This is a genomic window from Tautonia plasticadhaerens (assembly GCF_007752535.1).
Classification (GTDB): Bacteria; Planctomycetota; Planctomycetia; order Isosphaerales; family Isosphaeraceae; genus Tautonia; species Tautonia plasticadhaerens.
This window is the reverse complement of sequence record NZ_CP036426.1, coordinates 8277138-8300446: the sequence shown is the minus strand read 5'-3', so window position 1 is coordinate 8300446 and position 23309 is coordinate 8277138. Positions and strand designations below refer to the sequence as shown.

The window sequence follows — 23309 nt, the reverse complement described above, 5'->3', positions numbered from 1 at the left end:
GCCCGCCGATCGGTCGCTCGACTTCCGGGATCTATCCTGGGCCGATCGGCCCGGATCGTCAACCTCGCGGCCGGCCCCGACGGGCGATCGACGGGCGACGGCGGCGGGATGGAGCGCGGCGTGGGGCCCCGGAGCCGGGACGATCGCGCCGGAGGGCGTCGCCGGCCCTCCGAGATCGCCCCGTGCCCTCCGGCCTTCAGCCTCCCGGCGTCGGGTCGGGCTCGGCCCAGACCTCGGCCTCGAAGCCGAGCAGGACGAGGGAGGGGTCGTCGGCCCAGCGGGCACGGGGGACCCGGGCCTTCCGGCCCAGGGCCTCCAGGAAGCCGGCGACGTCCATCCCGTGCTGTGCCGGCACCTGGGGGAGCAGCAGCCCGAGCGGCCGGCCGCCCCGGGCGAGGATCAGCCCGTGACGGCCCAGCTCGATCCGATCCGGGAGGATCGGCCGGGGCTCGGTCAGGGCGCTGATCTCGATCCGGAGCCCCGGCACCTCGTCGACCGAGGCCGGCCGGAAGCGGGGGTCGTCGGTGGCCGCGCCGACCGCCCCGGAGATCACCGAGTCCACCAGGGCCCTCCGCGCCGTCGCCTCCCCCTTGCAGCCGCGCAACTCCCCCGAGCCTCGGCTCCGGAGCGTCACGAAGGCGGCCCTCCTGCGGAGCAGCTCCGGGTCGTCTCGCGGGGGAGGCTCCGGGACGCCGTCGGCCACCGCCGAAGAGACGGCGAGGCGGGCCAGGCGGAGCAGCCGCTCCCGCCGATCGGCCGACAGCGGAAGATCGGGGGGATTCGTCGTGTTCACGTCGTCATGTCGGGGAAAGTCGGGCATGGCGGGGTCGGGGTCGGGGTCGGGACTCGGCGTCGGCGGGGATCCGGGGTCGACGGGCCGGGCCGAGCCTCCCCGGCCGGTCGATCCTACGTCCCGGTCCCCCACGGTGCAGGCCCGATGCCGAACCGGGCCGACTCGCCGGCCGGCGCCGGCCCCGGCGCCGGCCCCGGCGCCTTGACTTCCGGGCGGCCCTGGCGGATCGTGGCCCGCGGCCCCGCCGAGTCCCGCACCCCCGGAGCCAGGCCGCCCCCATGCCCCGACCGTCGATCTACTGGTCCGAGGCCGGCCGACGGGCCGTCCGATCCTGGTACGAGGACCGCCTGGCGGACTTCCCCGTGCCGGTGGAGTCGACCTTCGTCGACACCCGGTTCGGCCCCACCCACGTCCTCCGCGCCGGGCCCGTCGACGGCCCCCCCCTGGTCGTCCTGCACGGCCTGGATTTGAACGCGGCGGCGATGGTCGGGCTCGTCGCCCCGCTCGCCGGCCGCAGGAGGGTCCTGGCGATCGACACCATCGGCGACCCCGGCCTCAGCGCCGAGGTCAGGCCCCGGCGCTCCGGCCCGGCCTACGCCGACTGGCTCGCCGACGTGCTCGACGGCCTCGGCCTCGACGGGCCGGTCGACCTCGCCGGGTTCTCCTTCGGCGGCTGGATCATCCTCAAGCTCGCCTCCTACAATCCGGGACGGATCGCCCGGCTCGCCCTGATCGGCGGCGGCGGGCTGACCTGGCTGCGGCTCCGGGGGCAGCTCGTCATGGCCGGGGCGATGCTCCGGCACTTCGCCGTCGGGTCGGGCCGGAGCCTCCGGGCCGCCGTCCGGCCGCTCTACGGGCCGGGCCTGGAGGCCGACCCCCACATCGCCCGGCTGCTCGGCCTGGCCTTCCGGCACGTCCGCCCCGACCCCACCCTCGCCTGGCTCCCCCCCCACAAACCCGGGACCCTCGACCACCTCCCGGCCCCGGCCTTCGTCTGCTGCGGCGTGCACGACGTCTTCTTCGACGCCCACCTCCTGATCGACAACGCCCGTCGCCTCCTGCCCGGGCTCCGGGTCTTCGAGTCCCTCCCCGGGCAGGGGCACATCCCCGACCCCGACGCCCTGCTCGCCCTCGCCCTCCGGATCGAGGCCTTCCTCGACGCCGGGGCCGCCCGACCCGGCTCGGAGTGATGTCGCGTCCCGGGAGTGCCGATCATAAGCCGTGTGACGGACGGATCGACCGCCCCGTCGGCGCACCCCCGCGTCGACCGGGGCGGGGGCGACGCTCAGGAGGGCGTGGATCATGGCGCGGGGCGCGACCAGGACGAGGAAGGCCCGCCTGGGCCTGGAACCGCTGGAGGGACGCCGACTGCTCGACGGCGCCCTCGCCTTCGAGGTCGGCACCCCGACCGGATCGATCGACCCGGCCGCCGCCGAGCTGCTGCCGACGGCACCGGCCGGCGTCGAGGCCCAGTCCGGCGCCGCCGACGCCGGGTCCGGCGCCACCGACGCCGAGGGGCCGGGCGTCCGGGTCCTGCAGGCCCAGGCGGCCCAGAACGCCCCGCCGACGCCGCCTCCGGTCAAGAACCTCCGATACACCACCCCCCGGGGGGTCCGGGTGGCGGTGAACCTGACCGGCCCCGGTACCCTCGCCGGCTCCAACGTCCGGCCCGACGGCACGCTCGACCTCGTCTACGACGGCACCGGCCCCAGCTCCCAGATCATCTCCCACGCCACCGGCTTCGCCCCGCTCGGCAGCGCCCGGGACGCCGACGTGCCGATCAACGCCCAGGCCGGATCCGGCGCCAACGCCGTCGGCCTGGCCGGGCTCCGCGTCTTCGACCTCGTCGACGGCGGCACGGTCAACTTCATCGGCGGCGTCCGCAAGCTCCAGCTCAACAACGTCGGCCGCAACACCGAGGTCTTCCTCCGCGAGTTGCCCGAGGTCGCCGCCGCCCGGGCCGCCAACGCCGGGAGGGACCTGACCCTCCAGGAAGACCAGCAGGGCGGCCTCTCCCTGGTGCTCACCGACGGCAACTTCTTCCCCGTCTTCCAGGTCGAGGGGGTCTCCGAAGAGCAGTTGAACGAGCCCCCGCCGGGCATCCGGATCCAGGTCAACCGGATCCTCGCCGACCCGGTCGTCAACGGCGACATCGGCAACCCCCAGTTCTTCGGCTACGACCCGGCCGCCGGGCAGCTCGTCCGCTTCGACGCCATCTCCGGCGCCGTGCTCCAGGCGATCGACGCCCCCAGCGTCGCCGACGGCGCCGGCGTCTCCCTCACCGACCTGAACGGCCGCCCCGTCGTCCTGCTCGGCCAGGGGAGCCTCGTCCGGGTCTTCGACGCCTCCGGCGGCGCGCTCGTCGGCTCCTTCACCACCGACAACCTGGCCGGCTTCGACTCGATTGACGGCATCGGCACCACCGACACCCGCACCGTACTGGTCGACGCCGAGGCCGACGGCCCGGGCGTTGCCCAGGGGGTGAACATCGCCGCCAGCCTCGCCTCCGGCGTCGCCGTGGCGACCACCACCCCGTTCGAGCCGACCCGGGAGTTCGACTTCCTCGGCGGCGCCACCGGCACCCCCGGCTTCGACCCGCTGGCCGTGCTCGGCCGGGGCTTCTTCGACGAGTTCCAGCCCAACACCGAGATCCTCGGGGCCATGGAGCTGGACACCACCGGCCCCCGCCTCGACGAGCTGGACCGCGTCGGCGCCCCCGGCCTGCCCGACGCCCCCCCCGCCGGCACCGACGAGGCCCTCGGCAGCATCGACCAGCTCGTCGCCCGGGTCGTCGGCGTCGCCGACGGCCGGAACGTGGTCAACCTCGTCAACCGCAACACCCTGGGCTTCGCCGGCACCGTCCTCCTGAACTACCCGAACCGGCTGGCCGGCCTCTCCGAGTCGTTCCGCCCCTCGCTGGCCGGTAAGGCCGTGTTCGACATCCAGGGGGACGTCCAGGCCTTCCTCGCCAACGACGCCCGGGGCCTGGTCCTCAACGACCTCGGCACGCTCTACCTGCTGGGGATCGGCCGGGCCCGAGACTCCTTCGTCGCCGGCTTCCCCGTGGCCCACGTCTTCCTCGGCCAGCGGCAGAACGTCCGGATCATCTCCCCGGTCATCCGGGGCGGCACCCGGGGCGGCGTCGAGCTGATCCCCAACCTCCAGCCCCTCGGCCCGCTGTTCATCCCCTGATCCCCCGACGGGGCATCGCCGATCCACCCCCCGAGCCGGCCGCCGGACCCGCCGTCCGGCGGCCGGCTCGGCTCGCATCCCCCCTCGGCACCCCCGCGATCACCCGATTTCAGCTTCCCTTCCCTTTGTGTCGATGGTATACAAATGTTCGGGACGGGGTCGCCGCGATGGGAGATCCGGCCGCCCCCATTCCCGATCCACCTCCCCATTTCCCCGGCCCCCGGCCGACACAGGAGCCCCGACCATGTCCGCCCTCCGCCCGCTCCGGTTCGCCGCGATCGCGATGCTGCTCGCCCTGGCCTTCCCCTCGACCTCACCGGCCGACGAGCCGGAGGGTGCGGAGCAGGCGAAGAAGGGGATCGACGCCCCGGCCGCCTTCGATCTGCTGAAGTCCCTCGTCGGCACGTGGGAGCAGCGCGACGGGGAGAACTCCTTCGTCATCACCTATCGCCTGACCGCCAATGACAGCGCCGTGGTCGAGACCTACGGCCCCGGCACCGAGTACGAGATGCTCTCGGTCTACCACCTCGACGGCGACCAGCTGCGGATGACCCACTACTGCGCCGCCGGCAACCAGCCCCGGGTGATCCTGGACCAGGACGCCTCCTCCCCCGAGGCGCTCGTCTTCGCCTTCGACGGCGGCTCCAACCTCGATCCGGCCAAGGATATGCACATGCACGAGGGCCGCCTGCTCCTGCACGACGCCGACCACTACACCGGCGAGTGGACCGGCTATCTCGACGGCAAGCCCTCCGGCACCCACGCCTTCGAGATGACCCGGGTCGAGGACTGAGGCCGGAGGACCACCCCGAGGGGCCCGACTCCGGCCCCCGCTCCCCACACGTGGGGAGCGGGCCCTTCGATCGATCCGATGAGGGGCCATCGCGTGGACACGGCGGCTCGCACGTCGTCTGATCCCCCCTCACCCGGGCTGCGCCCGCCCTCTCCCCCGAGGACGGGGGCGAGGGCCGGAATCCGTCCCCCTCTCCCCTCTCCCCGCTCGCGGGGAGAGGGCCGGGGTGAGGGGTCGGCGACCGAGACGCACGGCCCTGCGGGGCCTCCGATTGTGAAACAATTCTCTATCTTGACTCTCCCGTGTTCTCGGTGCTGCCGGCTCGTTACCGACCCGGCTTCCATGCGAAATCCCGACAGCACGAAGGACCACCGCGCGGGCCGGAGTGCGTGGACCACCGGGAGTGCGGGAGAGCCGGTAACCGGCGAACTTTCCAGATCACCTTTCCTTGCTGATCCCACGGGAACGCTGTCAGATCCGGGGCGAGTTAAAGCCTCGCCCCTTCGACCAGGACCGTCCTGAGTCGCTCCTCGATCCATTCAACTTTCACCCTCAACACCGACTCGTCGCCCACCAGCTCCGGCATGCTCCAGGTCGATCCGTAGTCGAACATCTTACGGGCGGGTGGCGTCCCGCCGATGGAGCCGGTGCTGGATCTACTCTTCACCGATCGATGCGAGAACGTATTGCGGAAGTCCTTCCACCGCTTCCATTCCCCCGAAGCAGAGATCGCCTTCAATGAGACTGGCAGCGGGTGATTTTCAGGGAGGACGGCGCCGAGTGCCCTCGCAAGCTTGAGCGGGTCGGAGTTTGAGCGGCGGGCCCTCTCATCGGTCCAGTCGAGGATCCCACGCTGACAGGCGTAGACGTGGCAGGCGTAGGTCCCGCTCTCGATCGCGGCAACGCCGCATGTGAAGAATGAGAACAGGCCCCGTTGTTGCCGGTATCCTGCCTCGAAATATTCGAGCCCTCTCCGCAGATTCGGATCCCATCCATCGACGATCGAATCCAGTGCCTCGCAACACGACCTGTAGCGGTAGGCGACCGAGATCATGGCACTTGCGAGATCACCCCACGCCTCCGGCTGCTGCGGCTTGAATATCCTCCCGAGGTCGAGGAGAGTTTCCCAAGGTTCGAGCGGGAACGAATCGGGCAGTTCGAATTGCAGGGATTGGCAAAAGGCCACCGCGTGCCCTCCTCCGCGAGATGGACGGGTCAATTACCGGCTCTCCCGCATTCCCGGTGGTCCACGCACTCCGGCCCGCGCGGTGGTCCTTCGTGCTGTCGGGATTTCGCATGGAAGCCGGGTCGGTAACGAGCCGGCAGCACCGAGAACACGGGAGAGTCAAGATAGAGAATTGTTTCACATCCATCGGCATCTAACCGAACTTCGTCCGGCCACTGTTCGACGAGCCCGACCACCCCGGCGTCTTCGAGGAGAACGCCCGGGGCCTGTTCCGGCTCCCGAAGGCCTCCTGATCCGCGCCCGGCCGGCCGTCTCCTCCATCGGTACGGATTGTGTGACTGGAATCGCCCCCGGCCACGATCTTATAGGGGAGGGGCCGACGGTCGGCCCCGCTGTCCTCCCTTGCGCGGAGCCCTCTCGTGCCGGCCGACGACCCCGAGGCTTCCTGGACCACCTTCGATCCCTCCTCGTCCCTCGATCGGACCGGGACCGGGACCCCGGCGGCTCCGCACCCGATCGCGCCGGGGCCGGACCCTCGACCGCGGGGACACGCCACCCGAGTACTCCGGCTCCGGCGCGAGACGAAGCCAATCGGCCGGCGTGCCGTGCGCGGAGCGAACCCAATTCTGCTGATGCAACCCCCTGTAAAAGCGAGGGATGTGTCATACGCCCCGGCCGCGCCGGGGCGCACCGAGCCGATTCCGACCGGCTCGGAGCCCTCCCCGATCGCCGGGACGACCCGCGACCGGGCCCTTTCCCGGGGCAGGGGCCTCCGGTCCCGCACCCGTCGCGCAAAACGAACCCAATCCCGGGCGCGTCGTTGTGCGGAGCGAAGCCATTTCGATCGGCGTAACTCTTTTCTGCGAAAGGCCTATTGCTGTTTGGTCCCGCGCGCACCGGGGCGCACCGGGCCGGTGCGCCCCGATGCACCGTCCCAGACGACCCTCCCCGTCCGGGCCGTGGGGGGAGGCATCCGGCCCGGGCGGGACGGCCCCCCGGATCCCGGCGCGAAACGAAGCCGATCGGCCGGTGCGCCTCGCGCGGAGTGAACCCAATTCGGTTTCCCGAATGCCAATCCGGGAAGAAGGTTGTGGCGAACGTCCGGCCGAATCGTCGGCGCACCGGCCGCGATCGTCCCGGGCATTGACCCCTCCGGGCGATGCCCCCGAGGGGTCGGTGCCACGCACCCGGGTCTCCCCGCCCCGGGAGGGGAGGTCGGCGAGGAGCAGGGACGCGGGGCCGGGCCCGACCCGGGACGGCCGGCCTCCCCATCCCAGGGGAGATCGGGCCGCCGGCGGCACGACGGTCGCACCCGAGTCGATCGGGGGCCCGGGCGCGGTCGCCCCGGGCGTCGGGCGGCTCCCCTCCCATCGGCCCGGGGTCTGTCGCGCCTCCCCGGGAGCCGTCCGGACGCCACCCCCCGCCTCCCGGTGGGAGTCGAGGTCGCTCGGAGACCGGACGCCCCCGAGGCCGACAGCAGCCCGATGGAGCCAACCCCATGATCCCCCTCAACCCGGCCCTCTCGACCGCGATCTCGATCCCGATCGGCCCGATCGCCGCCCTCATCGGCCTGGCGGTCGTCCTCGGCTGCGTCCCGGCCGGGCCCGCGACGCCCCGACCCGAAGGGGCCGCCAACCCGGGCGACTACGCCCGGGATCGGGCGTCGATGGTCGATCGCCAGCTCCGCGCCCGGGACATCACCGACCCCCGGGTCCTCGACGCGATGTCCCGGGTCCCCCGGCACGAGTTCGTCCCCGAGGGGCTCCGCGACCAGGCCCATGCCGACCGCCCGCTGCCGATCGGGCAGGGCCAGACGATCTCCCAGCCGTACATCGTCGCGTTGATGACCCAGTTGGCCGGGCCCGGGCCCGGGGACCGCGCCCTCGACGTCGGCACCGGCTCCGGCTACCAGGCCGCCGTGCTCGCCGAGCTGGCCGGGGAGGTCTTCAGCATCGAGATCCACGAGGAGCTGGCCGACTCGGCCCGGGAGCGTCTCGGCCGGCTCGGGTACGATAACGTGGCCGTCCGCCACGGAGACGGCTACCGGGGCTGGCCCGAGCACGCGCCGTTCGACCTGATCGTCGTCGCCGCGGCCCCGGCCGAGGTCCCGCCCCTCCTGGTCGAGCAGCTCGCCCCGGGGGGACGCCTGGTGATGCCGGTCGGGGACGAACTGGGGCAGCAGCTCATCCTGATCGAGAAGGACGAGGGGGGCTCGACCACCCGACGCTCGATCGCCCCGGTCGCCTTCGTGCCGATGACCGGCGAGGCCCGTGGGGCCGGGGGGCCCGACCGATGACCGGCCCGGGAGTCGCCCGAGGGGTCGCCGCGATGTCCGTCCCCGACCCGGGCCGCGCCGAGGTCCGCTCGCCGATCTGACCCGTGTTGGAGCGTCGCGAAACAGTTCGATTCGGTCGGCATTTTTTGCAAGACGGGGTGGATTTTCCTTGGCAATGGCGGCGGAGGTTGACAGAATCTCAGACCAGGATCATTTCCCATCAATTTCTCGATCCTTGCACCGTCCCGTCGTGCGATCCTGACCTGCCGCCCCCGTGCGGCCCCGCCCCATTCTGTCTCGGGGCGGGTCGGCTCCCGGCGCCCTTGCATTCGCGGGGGCGCCGTCACCGCTCTCAGGAGGAGCGAACCGATATGACCCGATTTCGCCGCAATCCCTCCGGCTTCACGCTGATCGAGCTGCTCGTCGTCATCGCCATCATCGGCGTGCTCATCGCGCTGCTCCTGCCCGCCGTGCAGAGCGCCCGAGAGGCGGCCCGACGCGCCCAGTGCACCAACAACCTGAAGCAACTGGGCCTGGCCCTGCACAACTACGAATCGGCCGTCCAGTCGCTGCCCTGGGGCGACGGGCCGGACCAGTGGAACCAGTGGTCGTCGATGGCGCTGATGTCGCCGTACATGGAGCAGTACACCATCTACAGCGCCCTCAACTTCGGCTACGCGCTGCAGAACCCGGCCCTGCTGGCGAACACGACGGCCCAGCGGGCGACGCTCAGCTTCCTGCAGTGCCCCTCGGACGAGGACCGGCTGACCAGCCCGGACGGCCACAACAATTATGCGGCCAACGCCGGCAACGCCCCGGCCGCCTTCTACGACTGGAATAACACGGGCGCCTTCAACGGCCTCTTCGGCTGGTCGGGCCGGCCGCCGGACGGGCAGGCCCCGTTCACGACCCCCCGCAGCGCGAACGAGGCCAAGCAGAAGCCGATCGTCAAGCTGGCCGACATCCGCGACGGCACCAGCAACACCGCCGCGTTCAGCGAACGCGTCAAGGGCATCGGCTGGTTCGCCAACCCCACGGTCCCCGACCTGACCCGCCCCTCGGCCACGCCCGTCCAGATCGACAAGCCGGCGAACACCGTCGACCTGAACAGCCCCCAGCTCTTCTACCAGCAGTGCCGGCAGGTCAGCCCCTATACCCCCGGGGCGGTCTTCAGCCCCAACTTCTACGCCTACGGGTCGTACTGGCACAACGGCGGCTTCGGCCACTCGCGTTACAACCACATCATGACGCCGAACCAGCATAGCTGCAACTACAGCACCTCGCGCTGGGGCGGCGACTCCGGCGGGGCGTACACCGCCTCCAGCCGGCACCCCGGCGGCACGAACGTCTGCTTCGCCGACGGCTCGGTCCGGTTCATCAAGGAGAGCGTCGCCGCCACCGTCTGGTGGGCGCTGGGCAGCCGGGCCGGCGGCGAGGTCGTCTCGGCCGACCAGTATTGACCCGAGGGCCGTCGCCCGACGGCCGACGCGGCGCCCCGATCCGAAGGCCGGCCCGATCGATCCCCGGGCCGGCCTTCGGGCGTCCTCGCGGGCCTCATCCCCCCGAGAGGCCCTCGTCGAGCGGCAGGTCGAAGTCGAGCTTGTTCTCGCCGGCCTGGAGGTCGTGCATGTAGGCCGCGTTCAGGATGTCGGGGTTCTTGCTGATCTCGGGCCCCGAGAAACTGACCCGGTTCTGCCCGATCAGCGTGGTGATCGTGTAGGAGCCGTCCTCGTTGATCGGAGTCGACCGCGCCGCGGCGTTCTTGCGCTCGACGTTCGACGGGTCGAACGAGATGGTGCCGGTGGCCGGCTTGCCGTTCAGCGTCACCTTCCCCGAGACCATCACCTCCTCCGTGCCCGTGTCGACACTCGGCCTGCCGCCGCCGCATCCCGTACCGGCCGCGAGCAGGGCCGCCGCGGCCACGGCCCCGAGGCGTCTTCGGCTGATCGCCATGCTTCGATGCTCCTGATTCATAGGGGTGAACATCCCGATCGATTTGACGGGTGGGGATGTGGGGTTCAGCTTGGCAAAATGGGCCCGGCATTGCAACCGGGGCGCGGGCCCCGGCGGCGGGGCGGGGCGGGCCCGGTCCCTCAGGGGCCGGATGTCGGGCCGCCGGCCTCCCGGAACTCGACGACCCGGTCGGCGGCGAGGCCGGTGTGGCGCTCGACGGCCCCGGACGGCCAGCGGATCTCCAGCTCGTCGACCTCCCCCGCGTCGCCGAGGCCGAACCAGAGCCGCCGATCGGGGGCGGAGAGGTAGCCGGTCCCGGCGGTCTGCCAGCGGGCAATCGTCCGCCCCCCGGCCCGGCACGAGACCCGGGCGCCCACCGGGGTCGGCCCCGAGGCCGAGCCGATCAGCCGGACGCCCAGCCAGTGGCCGGGCCCGGGGGTGACGTTGCGGAGCAGGCTCGCCGGGGAGTCCCGGTGGTCCACCACCAGGTCGACCAGCCCGTCGCCGTCCAGGTCGCCGCTCGCCGACCCCCGGCCGACGACCCGGCGGTCGAAGTAGGCCCCGGCCGTCCCGGCGGGGGCGGTCGCGTACCGGCCCCCGCCGAGCCCGGCGTACCAGCGGGGGGGCTGGGCCATCGGCGCCTCGATCCAGGGCTGGTCGTCGACGTGCCCGTTGGCCACGAACAGGTCGAGGATCCCGTCGTTGTCGCCGTCGAAGGCCGACGCCCCGAAGCCAGTGACGGCCAGGCTCGGCGCCTCCAGCCCCGAGCCTGGCGTGGCGTCGGCGAACTGGCCGCCGCCGAGGTTGCGGAGCAGGGTGTCCGGCTCGTTGCGGAAGTTGGTGTGGTAGAGGTCGATCAGGCCGTCGCCGTCCAGGTCGTCGGCGACCACCCCCATGCTGGCGGTCGCCCGGCCGGCGCCGTCGAAGGCGGCCCCGGCGGCCACGCCCACTTCCTCGAACCGGAGCCCTCCCCGGTTCAGGAACAGGAAGTCGGGCACGGCGTCGTTGGCCACGAAGAGGTCGAGCCGGCCGTCGCCGTCCAGGTCGGCGATCGCCAGGCCGAGCCCCCGGCCGTCGGGCACCTCGATCCCGGACTCGGCGGAGACGTCGGTGAAGGTGCCGTCGCCGTCGTTGCGGAAGAGGAGGTCGGCCTGCGCCGGGAACCGGCCGGGGGGGCAGTGGATCGGCCGGCCGGAGGAGTCCGTGCAGGGGGGGGCCGTCCCGGGATCGGCCTCGACGTAGGTGACGACCACGAGATCCAGGTCGCCGTCGCCGTCCAGGTCGGCGAAGCCGGCGGCGGTGCTCCAGCGGTCGGACCGGACGCCGGCGGCCTCGGTCACGTCGGTGAAGGTGCCGTCGCCCTCGTTCCGATAGAGCACGGTCGAGCCGAATCCGCTGACGAACAGGTCCTCATCCCCGTCCGCGTCGATGTCCCCGACGGCGCATCCCATGCCGTATCCCCGGCCGCCGACGCCGGCCGATTCGGTCACGTCGGCGAACGTCCCGTCGCCCTGGTTGCGGAACAGGCGGTTCGGGGCCGGGGGGTCGTGGTGGTCGACCGGCAGGGGGCAGCCGTTGACGAGGTAGACGTCGAGCCGGCCGTCGCCGTCGAAGTCGATCAGGCCGACGCCGCCCCCCATCGTGTCGGCGATGAACAGGTCGTCGGTCGCGCCGCTGTCGTAGCGGAAGGCGAGCCCCCGGGACTCGGCCTGGTCCTCGAACCGGGCGACCGACGGGGCGGGGGGAGGGGCGGCCGCCGACGGCCCCGGGGCGGACACGTCGACGACCTCGGCCGTGAGCCTCGGGGGCGTGATCGGCTCGGGATCGGGCCCGCCGGTGCCGAGACGCGCGAGGGCCGACTGGGCCTCTCGGTCGAACGGGTCGAGCCGGGCGGCCTGCTGGAACCAGGATCGGGCCAGGGCGGGCAGGTCGGAGTCGAGGCAGAGGCGGGCGATGGCCAGGCATTGCCCGGCGTCGTCGACCCCGGAGAGGCTGTCGTTGACGGCCGCCTTGAGGGCCTCGGTCCGCCCCCGGATCACCTCGGCCCGCCCCAGGACCGGGGCGGCCTCCTCGTCGAGCCCGGCCCGGGCGAGGGCCCGGCCGAGCGTGTAGTGGGCCTGCAAGTGCTGGGGGTCGGCCTTGACGGCCGATCGCCAGCGGTCGAGGGCCTGCTCCGGTCGGCCGAGGGCCTGCTCCGCCTCGCCGAGGAGCAGCCACCATCGGGCCTGCTCGGCGGACTGCTCGGGGAGCGGGCCGAGGGCCCGCTCGACCTCCTCCGGGCGGCCGAGGGCGGCCTTGCACCCGGCCAGGGCCAGGCGGAGGGCCGGGTCGTCGGCCGTGGCGAGGGAGGCGGCGACGAGGTCGGGCAGGGCCCCGGCAGGGTCGCCCCGCTCGTATCGGATGAGGCCACGGGCGCGGACGAGCCAGGGGTCCCGGGGGGACCGTTCCAGGAACGGCCGGAGCTGGCGGAGCAGCCGGTCCCCCTCGTCGCCGAGGTCGCGGAACTGCTCCGGCTGGCGGTGCTCCAGCTCCAGGCCGGTCAGCGAGACGAGGTGGCGGGGGTCGCCGGTCAGCCGGAGCAGGTCTCGGAGCAGCCCCCGGGCCTCCTCCTCCCGGCGGAGCCGGAACATCAGGCCGAGCAGCCGGGCCCTGGGCTCGACGGCCGTCGGGTCCGCATCGATCGCGGCCCGGAGGGCCTGCTCGGCCCCGAGCCGGTCGGACCGCCCCATCGCCAGGGCCGCCCGGAGCCCCAGCGCCCGGGGCCAGGCCGGGTCGCCCTCCGGGATGACCCGGAGCACGTCGTCCGCCTCATCCTCCCGGCCTAGGGACAGCAGCGAGGCGCCCAGCATGACCCGGGCCCGGGAGTCGTCCGGGTGCCGCTCGACCCAGCGGGAGAGCCGGGGCGCCGCCTCGTCCCATCGCCGGGCCGAGGCCGCCGCCTCGATCGCCGACCAGCGTTGCGCGTCCGACGGCCGCAATGCCCAGATCGCGAGCGCGGCCAGGGCGGCCGCCCCCGAGAGGGCGCCCCCCAGCCGGCGGGCCCGGTGCCCGGCTCCGTTACCCCCGACCGCCATCGCCGCCCCCCTGGCCGAACGGGCTCGGCCCCGAGCCGGTGCGATCGCCCCGAGCGTCTCGGGGCACGCGGGGCGGGCCCCCGATCGCGGACGTCCCCGGGTGTCCAGTCCCCGGGTGTCCATGAGTAACCGGGGAGACGCGGGGGATCAAGGGCGGCGACGGCCCGTTGACGGCGGGCGGCCCGTCAGCGGCGGAGGGTGGAAGGGGGGCGGTCGTCGCCCCGGGAGGAGTTGAAGACGCCGCTGCCGAGGGATCGGAGCATCTGGCGGCCGCCGGGCAGCAGCACCGGGGTGAAGTTCGGGAAGGAGGCGGGGCCGCTGACCCGGATGTCGGCGATCTGGCCGCCGGCCTCCCGGAAGGCGTCGCTGACCAGGGGGATGCGGAGGCCGTTCCGGCCGTAGAGGATGCGGAGGCGGAGGTCGAGCTGGCCCCGGAGGTCCATCGTCCCGCCGCCCCGGAGGCTGATGGCGTCGCCGGAGAGCTGGATCGGGTCGAGGTAGGCCAGGCCGTTCTCGACCCGGACGGCGACCTCGGCGGTGTCGAACGCGGTGGAGTCCGACGGCGCGGCGATGTCCAGGGTGTTGAGCACCTTGAAGAAGCGGAGGGCGACGGGCAGGTCGCCCAGGTCCCCCTCGGAGATCCGGAAGTCCCCCTGGCCGCTGAGGGTCCGGGGGTCGGCGCCGACGCCGTTGAAGGCGATCATGCCCGAGAGCAGGCCGCGGAAGCTCTGCTTGGCGGGCAGGGTCTTGGTGAACTCGGCGAGGTCGGCGTCGTGCACGGCGAGGGTGGCGGCGTACTCCGGCTCCTCGTCCAGGCCGATCCGGCCCTGGCCGGTGAGCCGGCCGCCGAGCAGGTCCCCCTCGATCGCCTCCATCGCGGCCGAGTCGCCGTCGACGACCAGCGGGGAGCGGACCCGGGTCACCTGCAACCCGGCGATCATCAGGCTCTCCAGGTCGACCAGCCCGCTGAGGCTGAGGGCCCGGCCGTCGAACCGGCCGGAGAAGCCGGCGAGGCGGCCGTGGATCGACTCCAGCGGGATCCCGGCGCGGATGGTCTGGCCGTCGAGCACGACCAGGCCGTTTTCCCACTCGACGAAGGCGGGATCCCCGGGCCGGCCCGACCAGCCGAGGCGGAGGTCGCCCCGCATCGTCGGGATCGGCCGGCTCTCGTCCAGGCGTCGGGCGAACTCGGCCATCACCGAGGGCATCAGCTTGCGCAGCTCGGAATCGAGCCGGAAGCGGGCGACCCGGAGGTCGGTCATCGACAGGCCGAAGCGGCCGTCGGGCTCCAGCTCCACCGAGCCGGTGCCGAACCGGACGGGGGAGCCCCGGAACTGGAACGAGACCTCGTCCATCGTCACCAGGCCGTCGTCGTAGACGAACGAGCCGTCGATCCCCACCATCGCCGGCAGCTCCAACGGGGGGGGGCTCGGCCCCCCGGGCTCGACCGGGGCCGGGGTGAACTTCAGCCGGATCGAGGTGCCGGGGTCGGGCCGGACGGCGAGCCGGGCGTGATTCTCGTTCCCCTCGACCCGGATCGCCGCGTCGAGCGAGGCCTTGCCCGTGGGGTTGAGCAGGTCCCAGGTCGCCCGCCACTCGGGCGGCATGGCGCGGCGGAGCTGCTCGTCGAAGGGGAGATCCGAGGCGAGCAGGGTCAGCTCGGCATCGAAGGAGTTCGGCCCGACCTGGCGGACGACGCCCTCGGGGCACTCGATCCGGGCCAGGCCGTTGTAGCCGACGAGGTCCCGGAACATCCAGCGGTCGGGCATGATCACCAGGCGTCCCTTCACCTTGGTGATCGGGTAGGGCATCCCCTCCCAGGTGAAGGCGAAGCCGCCGGCGCCGTCCGGCTGGCCGAGGTCGAGCGTGGCCGACAGCGCGACCGTCTCCTCGCCGCCGGGCGTCGGGGGCGGCCGGCGCTCGAAGTGGCCGTGGGCGACGCGGACGGTCCCCCTCGGCTGGAACTGGCGGAGCACCTCGCGGACCTCGGGGGTGAGGGCGGCCAGCAGCGTCTCGTCGATCGGCAGGGCGCCCATCTCGAAGTCGAGCGAGACGACGCAGTCGGGGCCGGGGCGGTCGATCGTCCCCCAGCACCGGGCCTCCCGGTTGCCGATGAACGTCCGCAGCCCGGGGGGGGCGATCGTCACCCGCTCCCCCTCCCAGACCACCCGGCCGGAGAGGTGCTCCAGCGGGTAGGGGAAGGCGGCCGTGGTGATCGACACGTCCTTGAGGTCCAGGGTGAGGCCGACCCCCACCTCGCCCCCCGGCCGATCCCGGACGGCCCGGAGGTAGGCGTCGGTCCGGCCGCCGGGCTTCAGCTCGGTCCAGATGCCGAGCAGATCGGGGGGCGTCTTGGCCTTGAGACGGTCGCCGATCTCCAGGTCGGTGGCCTCGATCAGCAGGTCGAGCGGGCCGGAGGCGGGGTCGGTCGCGTCGACCGAGCCGGCGGCCCGGATCGTCGTGTTGCCGAAGGAGCCCTTGGCGTACTCGATTTCGGCCGAGCCGTCCCGGATCGTCGCCAGCAGCTCGACCTCGCTGAGCGGGAACGGCAGGTCCGGGCAGGCCCAGGTCCCGGAGCGGACCATCAGGTCCAGCTCGTGGTCTCGCAGCGGCCCATCGGGGGCGCCGGGGTCGAGGACCAGGCGCTCGACCCGCACGTCCAGCTCGCCGGCGGAGAGGCCGAGCCGCTCGAAGGCCGGGTGCCACTCGGCCGGGAGCCGGGCCTTCAGGGCGTCCCCCAGCTCCAGGCGGACGAGCCCGCCGCCGTCGAGGGTGACGCGATGCGACCGGGTGTCGAAGGTGCCGGAGAGGTCGAGCCGCTCGAAGCCGTCCCCCCGGGCCGAGCCCTCGATCCGGTAGGTGACGTCCGACAGCGGGTCCAGCTCCAGGGCCACGTCCCGGAGCACGGCGACGGAGCCGGCGCCGCGGTCGAGCAGCACGGTGCCGTTGCGGACCTGGACCTTCGGCAACTGCTCGGGGGGGGGCAGTGGCCAGGGGTCGGCCAGCAGGCCCTGGAGGTTCCAGGAGCCGTCGGGCCGCCGGCCGAGGCGGAGGGTCGGCTGGGCGACCACCACCTCGCTCGGGCGGAACTGCTTCTTCAGGAGCGCCGCCACGTCGTACCGGAGCGCGAGGTAGCCGACCTCGATCGTCGGCCCGGCCGGGGCGTCGAGCCCCTGGTGGACCCGCACCTGCTCCAGGGTGGCCGTCCCGGCGATCGGCCGCAGCTTGACCCGGCCGACCTGCACCACCGAGCCGGGCAGCAGCCGGACCGACTCGCGCTCGACCAGCCGGGCCAGCTCCGAGCCGTCGGTGGCGTGGCCGACGGCATACCAGCCGCCGCCGACGAGCACCGAGACGGGCACGACCACCGCCCAGGCCACCATCCGCTTCGTGTCTCGGCCGAACCGCCCGCCCACCAGCCGGACCACCCCGGCCGCCACCACGCCCATCGCCGGGATCATGCCGGGCAGGCGGTACCGGATCGAACTGACGAAGACCGCGTGGAGCAGGCAGAAATAAACAAGCGTCCCGACGAGCAGGACCAGCGCCCTGGGGTCTCGCCGGCGGTCCCAGAGCCCGACCGCGAGCAGGGCGAAGACCGGGATCGTCGCCACGCCGCTGAGGATGCCCACGCCGGGGGCCGACAGCTCGTCGGCGTTCGGCCAGGGGCTCCAGAAGCGGCCGACCTTGCGGGCGGCCAGCTCCAGCGCCCGCCCGGGGTGCTCCCGGGCGAAGTCGACGGCGAGGCGGCGGAGGGTGGCGTCCTGCTCGACCTCGCCGAGGGCCCGGATCCCCGGGTCCTCGAGGAAGGTCATGTCGCTGGCGCCGGTGGCGTCGGGGCTCAGGCCGTCGTAGAGGCTGGCGCCGACCCAGAGGGCCGTCGGCACGAACCGGCCGAGGACCCGCTCGTTGCGGATCCACCAGGGCGCCATGGTGGCCGCGATCGTCACCGCCACCACCGCCGACAGGCCGACCGCCCTCCGGGTCCGCTCGCAGGCGACCCAGGCCAGCAGGGCCGCCGGCACGAACGCCGCCCAGGAGGGCCGGACCAGGATCGCCGCCCCGACCGCCAGGCCCGTCAGCCCGGCGACGATCACCGAACTGGGGCCGCTCGGCCCGATCGGCCGGGCGTCCCCCGCGCCGTCCTTCGGCCTCGGCCTCCAGAGCACCGCCAGCCCCCAGAGCGCCAGCAGCATCAGCGGCACGAACAGCGCCTCGGACAGCAGCAGCGCCGACAGGCCCACCGAGTAGGGCTCGACCGCCGCCAGGGCCGCGGCCACCGTGGCGACCGCCCGGGCTCGTCGGCGGTCGGTTTCGGTCCCCCGCCTCCAGATCGAGGCGACCAGCCCGTAGACGAGCCCGACGCCCATCGCCCCCATCGCCGCCTGCACCGCCCGGGCGCCGAGGGCCGCGTGCTCGCCGAAGGTGGCCTGGCAGGCGGCGAGGAAGGCGGGGTAGCCGGGGGTGCGGAGGGCGTAGTGCGGGTGGCCCCACTGGTCGACGACGTAGGGGGAGCCGGTCCGGATCGCCTCGGCGAGGTGCCAGTAGATCGTCGTGTCGCCGAAGACGCCGAGCAGCCCTTTTTGATGGGTGTAGAGCTGCACGGCCCCGGCCGCCAGCAGCCGGAAGGCCAGGGCGGCGAGCAGGATCAGCGGCAGCGGCACGCGCCGGGTCCACCGCGATCGTCGCGTCGAGTCGGGCATGGGTGGCACGCTCGGACCGCCCCGCTCGTCGCGAGGGGCGGCGGATCGGTTGGGGTGGAGGGGCGTCCGGGTCCGATCGCCTCGGTGCCGTCGCTCGGATGGGGCCGGGCATCCTAGCCCGGGGGACCGATCCGGTCAATCGCGACCGAGGGGAGGGGCGGGAGGCCCCCGAGCATCCCACTCAATCCAGGTCCAGGGCGTGCGCCTTCAGGTCTTCGAGCGAGACGAATTCCAGGGTGGAGATGTGCGTGGCCTCCAGCATGACCGGCGGGGCGACCCCGGCCTCCAGCGCCTCCTTCCATCGCTCGACGCACAGGCACCAGCGGTCGCCGGGGTTCAGCCCGGGGAAGCCGAACTGGGGCATGGGGGTGACCAGGTCGTTGCCCCGGCGTCGGGAGAATTCGAGGAACTCGGCCGTCAGCTCGGCGCAGACGATGTGGATGCCGACGTCGTCGGCGCCGGTGTGGCAGCAGCCGTCGCGGAAGAACCCGGTCATCGGGTCGGTGCCGCAGGATTCCAGGTTGCCGCCGAGCACGTTCTTGGCCATGGCCCGAACTCTCCCCCGTGTCGCCCCGCCTCGATCGGCCTGCCGGGGCCGAGCCGAGGGGCGGACCCTCCCCGGGTATCGTAACCGGGGGGGGAGTCGGGCCGGAAGCGGACGGCCCCGGGCACCCCCCGATTCGAGGGACCCGGGGCCGGGGCGCCGGCGGCGTCGACCCGGGCTCAGCGGCCCTCGCGGAGGACCAGCAGGCGTCGGGCATGCCGGATGGCCTCCTCGACGTCGGGCATGCCGAGGCCCATGACCCGGAAGAGCAGGCGGTCGAACTCGGCCTCCAGCCCGCCGTCCTCGGCGGCCGACCGGGGGGGGGGCGGGGGGGCGGCCTTGGTCGCGGGCCGGTCGGCGGCCGGGGAGTATCGGGACGGTCGCCCCCGTCGCCTCGCGGGCCTGGCCCGGGAGGCGGGCGACCGTGCCGACGTGCCGTTCCCCGACCCGGGCTCCCGGCCGGGGGGACGGTTGCCGGTCAGCCCCTTCTCGGACCGGAGGCGGTGGACCAGCGTGTCGCTGATCTTGCCCTCGTGGCCGGCGGCGGCCCAGGCCTCGTTGACGGCCTTCGCGCCGCCCGTCGGGTTGCCGTCGAGGTACGCGTTCACGAAGTCGGTCTTGCTCGTGGGCGAGCCGTTGTTTGGAGATGTCGCCATGCCTGTCCTCCCGGGATCGGGGATATGGATGATTTCTAGTTTAGCTGATCCGGCCCCGCAATCAGCAAACTCCGCCCCGTTTCCGCGCGAGGAAATCGCGGGGGAGAGGCCCGGCCGGTAAGATCGAATCATCCGTTCGACCCCGGATCATTGGCCGATCCCGGAGGACCGGGCCGCGATGGCAGTCCGATTCGACGACACCGCGATCTCCCGGGCCGCCGAGGCGGTGGCCAACGCCGGGGCCCTGCTCGTCGGCGCCGGTGCCGGGATGGGGGTCGATTCCGGCCTCCCCGACTTCCGCGGCCGGGAGGGCTTCTGGAGGGCCTACCCGGCCGCCGAGCGCCTCGGCCTGAGCTTCTTCGAGCTGGCCAATCCCCGATGGTTCCGCCAGGACCCCGCCCTCGCCTGGGGCTTCTACGGGCATCGGTCGAACCTGTACCGGGCCACCTCGCCGCACCCGGGCTTCGCCATCCTCCGGAGGTGGATGGAGGGGATGCCCGCCGGGGGCTTCGTCTACACCTCGAACGTCGACGGCCACTTCCAGAAGGCCGGCTTCCCCGACGACCGCGTCCTGGAATGCCACGGCGCGATCGGGCGGCTCCAGTGCGTCTCGGGGTGCGGCATCGGCCCCTTCGACGCCGGGCCCTCTCCCTTGGTGATCGACGCCGACGCCCTCCGGGCCGCCGACCCGCTGCCGTCCTGCCCCGGTTGCGGCGGCCTGGCGAGGCCGAACATCCTGATGTTCGGCGACGGGGACTGGGACCCCTCGGCGACCGACGCCCAGCAGCGCCGGTTCGAGGCATGGCTCCTGTCGATCGGCGAGGGCCCCCTCGTGGTCGTCGAGTGCGGCGCGGGCAAGGTCGTCCCCACCGTCCGCCTGCTCTGCGAGCGGGCCGCGAGGCACCTCGGGGGCACGCTGATCCGGATCAACCTCCGGGACGACGACGTGCCCGACGGCCAGGTCGGGCTGCCGCTGGGGGCGCTCGAGGGCCTCGATGCGATCGACCGGCGGATCGGGTCGACGGGCCGGGGCTGACGCGAGCCCCGGGGGATGGGTCCCCTCACTTGGCGAACTTGTACCACTTGCTCGCGTGCTCTTTGCCCGTGTCGAGCTCCTCGACGATGGCCTTGAAGGCGGTCGAGAGGTGGACGTCGCGCTGGAGGCGCTCCAGGTCCCCGGGGGGGAGCTTGGTCGAGGCGGGGCCGGTCCCCTGGTCGACCCGGCCGCCGCCGGTGGTGACCTCCATCCAGAGGACGGTCTGGTCGTGCGAGGCGGCGTTCTTCTTGACCTGGGACCGGGTGACCTGGTTGCCGTTGAGGCGAAGGCGGTCGGGCCCTTCGCGGGACACGGCGATGACGTACGTCGTCTTCTTCGCGAATCCGAACCATCCCACGGTGGATCGCCCCCGTTCGAGTCGCCGGCCGGGGATCACGTTCGTTCGCCCGGGCCGATCAGGTCGCATCGTAGCGATCGAGGCGGGCGGCTCCAAAAGAATTGTTCCCGGAATCGATCGGGGCCGTGCCCTGGCGTCGGGCAGGGGCCCGGGCCGGTTCAGCCGGGCGGGATCGGGCCGCCCCGGAGGGCGAGGATGCGACGGGTCGACCCGGTGCGCCGGACCCGGTCGGCGATCCGGTGGCCGACGACCCAGATCAGGCCCCGGCGGTCCCGGACGACGGGGACCATCCCCCGGTCGGCCGGCGGGACGCGGCGGCCCCGGAGGAAGTCTCCCATCGGCATCGACTTGCCCCCCATGCCCAGCGGGCCGAAGCGGTCGCCGGGCAGGCCAGGGCCGACGAGCAGGTGGGGGCCGGTGCCGTGGTCGAACGGGTCGACCGCGTCGAGGTCGACCCGCTCGTCGGCCGGCGAGTCGGCCGGGGGGTCGACCTCGGCCGAGAACCGCAGGCCCCCCCAGGTCGCCGATCCCGGGATCGCCAGGGCCGACGGCGGGGGGGGGACGGGCGGGGCCGAGGCGTCCGAGGGGACCAGGCGGGCCAGCGTCGGCGAGAGGTGCAGGTCCACCCCCTCCCCGATCGTGTGACGCCCGCGGTCGTCCTGCACCAGCGAGGAGATCCGGCGCCATCGGGCCTCCGACATCGACCGCTCCGGCCACCCCGCCCGCCTCCAGGCCAGCCGGACAACCTCGACCCGGGCCGACGCCGGCAGCCCGGCCAGGCGGTCCCGGTGGAAGGCGATCTCGCCGGGGCCGCCGTCGACCAGCACCGACCGGGCCAGGCCGGCGACCCGGTCGTCGGCCAGGGACACCGCATCCCGGGTCGCCCGGGAGAGCCGGACCAGCGCCTCGGAGACCCTCGGGTTGAGCCCTTCCAGCACCGGGAGGACCTCGTGCCGGATCCGGGCCCGGGTCCGGGACCGGTCGGCGTTGGTCTCGTCCTCCCGCCAGGGCTGGCCGATCGCCTCCAGGTACGACCGGCCCTCACGCCGGGAGGTCGTCAGCAGCGGCCGGACCAGCAGCACCCCCTCGGCCAGCCTCCGGCACCGGGGCATCCCGGCGAGGCCCCGGGGGCCGGTGCCCCGGATGATCCGGTGCAGGACCGTCTCGGCCTGGTCGTCCCGGGTGTGGCCGACGGCGACCAGGCCCGCCCCGCGCCGCGTCGCCACCTCGACGAGCCAGGCATAGCGGGCGTGCCGGGCGTCGGCCTCGAAGTGGCCGGGCCGCTCGGCCCGCCAGTGGCCGAGGTCGAAGGGCAGGCCCAGCACCTCGGCCAGCTCGGCCACGGACCTCGCGTCCCGGTCGGCCTCCTCCCCGCGAGCGCCGTGGTGCAGGTGGGCGACCGACAGATCCAGTCCCAGCCCGGGCGCCACCTCGTGCAGGGCCCGGAGCATCGCCACGCTGTCCCCCCCGCCGGAGACGGCCGCCACGATCGCCCCGGCCCCGGCCCCGGCCCCGGTCCGGCCCCGGAGCCGATCGAGGAATCGTCGGGCCCGATCGACCGGGATCGAGGCGGGGATGGGCGTCATGGTTCTCCTCCGATCCGGGACGAGGAGGGGTGCGGATCGGCCGCGGCGGGCCGCCCGGGCGATCGTCCATTATACTGGGGGCATGAACCCGGAACTGCTCGCCCTGCTCCGCTGCCCCCGATGCCGGGGGCGCCTGGAACTCGCCCCCGAGGGGGACGCCGCCCTGCGATGCGTCGGCTGCTCCGCCTCGTTCCCGGTCGCCGACGGCGTGCCGAGGCTGGCGGGGGAGGCGTACGTCGCCAGCTTCGGCCGCCAGTGGAACCGCTACGACGTGGCCCGCGACGAGGAGGACGAGGCCGTCTTCCGGGCCAAGACCGGGGTCGACCCGAGGGGCCTCTCCGGCCGACTCGTCCTCGACGCCGGCTGCGGCGGGGGCCGGTACGCCCGGCTGCTGGGAGGCTTCGGGGCGAGGGTGGTGGGCGTGGACCTGAGCGACGCCGTGGACAAGGCCGCGCGCCTGACTGCCGAGTTCCCCGACGTGGCGATCATCCAGGCCGACCTGCTGGACCTGCCGCTGGTCGACTCGGCCTTCGACCTCGTCTTCTCGATCGGCGTGTTGCACCACAGCCCCGACCCCCGCCTCGCCTTCTCCCAGGTCGCCCGTCGCGTGAAACCCGGGGGTCGCCTGGCGGTCTGGCTCTACCGCCGCAACACCCCGCCCCAGGAGTGGCTCAATTCCGCGATCCGGACCGTCACCACCCGGACCCCCCCCGGGGTGCTGGAGCCCCTCGGCGCCGGGCTCGGCGTGCTGGGGAGCGTGCCGGTCCTGAACAGGACGCTCAACAAGGTGTTCAACTTCTCCAACCACCCCGACTGGACCCTTCGGGTCTGCGACAACTTCGACTGGTACGCCCCGGCCTACCAGTCGCACCACACGCTGCCCGAGCTGCGCCGGTGGTTCGAGGAGGAGGGCTTTACCGACCTCGTCGAGCTGCGTCCCCAGAAGGCCGGCCGCCTCTACGACTGGGCCTATGACCGCGACCTGATCATCGGCAGCGGCGTGAACGTGGCCGGCACGCGAGCCGGGGCTTGAGGCATCCCGACCTCGCGTCCCGACCCACCTCGTCGGGACGACGGCTCGGCGCAAGCGCACGTTTTCGACGAAGCGTATCCTTGCGACGGGCCCGATGATCCTTCGGTACAACACCACCCCGGCCGGC

At 73.5% G+C, this 23309-nt stretch carries 16 protein-coding genes; 7 read left to right on the top strand and 9 right to left on the bottom strand.

What is annotated here, in order from left to right:
* Positions 1 to 196: 196 nt before the first annotated feature.
* Positions 197 to 793, bottom strand: a complete 597-nt coding sequence (gene amrA / locus ElP_RS32935; RefSeq protein WP_197446554.1) for an AmmeMemoRadiSam system protein A — start codon at positions 791 to 793, stop codon at positions 197 to 199.
* Between the two features lie 278 nt (positions 794 to 1071).
* On the opposite strand from amrA, the gene ElP_RS32930 reads away from it, so the two are divergent.
* The 3 genes from ElP_RS32930 to ElP_RS32920 all read left to right on the top strand — a co-directional run bounded on the left by ElP_RS32930 (position 1072) and on the right by ElP_RS32920 (position 4778).
* Positions 1072 to 1983: an alpha/beta fold hydrolase gene (locus ElP_RS32930; protein ID WP_145277560.1), complete on the top strand. Its 912-nt coding sequence runs from the start codon at positions 1072 to 1074 to the stop codon at positions 1981 to 1983.
* 112 nt (positions 1984 to 2095) lie between these two features.
* Positions 2096 to 3985 (top strand): hypothetical protein, encoded by a 1890-nt coding sequence (locus ElP_RS32925; protein WP_145277558.1) that lies wholly within the window; start codon positions 2096 to 2098, stop codon positions 3983 to 3985.
* A gap of 244 nt (positions 3986 to 4229) precedes the next feature.
* A complete protein-coding gene (locus tag ElP_RS32920) occupies positions 4230 to 4778 on the top strand; it encodes a hypothetical protein (protein ID WP_145277556.1) in 549 nt (182 codons plus the stop codon).
* Between the two features lie 487 nt (positions 4779 to 5265).
* Here ElP_RS32920 and ElP_RS32915 read toward each other — a convergent pair whose 3' ends face one another.
* A complete protein-coding gene (locus tag ElP_RS32915) occupies positions 5266 to 5964 on the bottom strand; it encodes a hypothetical protein (protein ID WP_145277554.1) in 699 nt (232 codons plus the stop codon).
* A gap of 1498 nt (positions 5965 to 7462) precedes the next feature.
* Between ElP_RS32915 and ElP_RS32910 the strand changes: the two genes are divergently transcribed.
* Both ElP_RS32910 and ElP_RS32905 read left to right on the top strand, forming a co-directional pair.
* A complete protein-coding gene (locus tag ElP_RS32910; protein WP_261344393.1) occupies positions 7463 to 8260 on the top strand; it encodes a protein-L-isoaspartate(D-aspartate) O-methyltransferase in 798 nt (265 codons plus the stop codon).
* Between the two features lie 350 nt (positions 8261 to 8610).
* Entirely contained in the window at positions 8611 to 9699 is a 1089-nt protein-coding gene (locus tag ElP_RS32905) for a DUF1559 domain-containing protein (RefSeq protein ID WP_145277552.1), read from the top strand.
* Between the two features lie 94 nt (positions 9700 to 9793).
* Here the strand turns inward: ElP_RS32905 and ElP_RS32900 are convergent, their stop codons facing one another.
* From ElP_RS32900 to ElP_RS32880, 5 genes are all read right to left on the bottom strand, one after another.
* Entirely contained in the window at positions 9794 to 10192 is a 399-nt protein-coding gene (locus tag ElP_RS32900; RefSeq protein WP_145277550.1) for a hypothetical protein, read from the bottom strand.
* 140 nt (positions 10193 to 10332) lie between these two features.
* On the bottom strand, positions 10333 to 13266 hold the full coding sequence (locus tag ElP_RS32895) for an FG-GAP-like repeat-containing protein (protein ID WP_197446553.1): 2934 nt from the start codon (positions 13264 to 13266) through the stop codon (positions 10333 to 10335).
* Between the two features lie 185 nt (positions 13267 to 13451).
* On the bottom strand, positions 13452 to 17969 hold the full coding sequence (locus tag ElP_RS32890; protein ID WP_145277546.1) for an AsmA-like C-terminal region-containing protein: 4518 nt from the start codon (positions 17967 to 17969) through the stop codon (positions 13452 to 13454).
* 181 nt (positions 17970 to 18150) lie between these two features.
* A complete protein-coding gene (locus ElP_RS32885; protein ID WP_145277544.1) occupies positions 18151 to 18516 on the bottom strand; it encodes a DUF2237 family protein in 366 nt (121 codons plus the stop codon).
* 176 nt (positions 18517 to 18692) lie between these two features.
* Complete coding sequence (locus ElP_RS32880; RefSeq protein ID WP_145277542.1) at positions 18693 to 19169, bottom strand: hypothetical protein; 477 nt, start codon at positions 19167 to 19169, stop codon at positions 18693 to 18695.
* A gap of 178 nt (positions 19170 to 19347) precedes the next feature.
* Between ElP_RS32880 and ElP_RS32875 the strand changes: the two genes are divergently transcribed.
* Complete coding sequence (locus ElP_RS32875) at positions 19348 to 20205, top strand: SIR2 family NAD-dependent protein deacylase (protein ID WP_145277540.1); 858 nt, start codon at positions 19348 to 19350, stop codon at positions 20203 to 20205.
* Between the two features lie 25 nt (positions 20206 to 20230).
* On the opposite strand, the gene ElP_RS32870 is transcribed toward ElP_RS32875, so the two are convergent.
* Positions 20231 to 20563 (bottom strand): hypothetical protein, encoded by a 333-nt coding sequence (locus ElP_RS32870; protein WP_145277538.1) that lies wholly within the window; start codon positions 20561 to 20563, stop codon positions 20231 to 20233.
* A gap of 158 nt (positions 20564 to 20721) precedes the next feature.
* On the bottom strand, positions 20722 to 22149 hold the full coding sequence (gene tilS, locus ElP_RS40845) for a tRNA lysidine(34) synthetase TilS (RefSeq protein ID WP_145277536.1): 1428 nt from the start codon (positions 22147 to 22149) through the stop codon (positions 20722 to 20724).
* On the opposite strand from tilS, the gene ElP_RS32860 reads away from it, so the two are divergent.
* On the top strand, positions 22148 to 23182 hold the full coding sequence (locus ElP_RS32860) for a methyltransferase domain-containing protein (protein ID WP_145277534.1): 1035 nt from the start codon (positions 22148 to 22150) through the stop codon (positions 23180 to 23182). The genes tilS and ElP_RS32860 overlap by 2 nt on opposite strands.
* Positions 23183 to 23309: the final 127 nt, after the last annotated feature.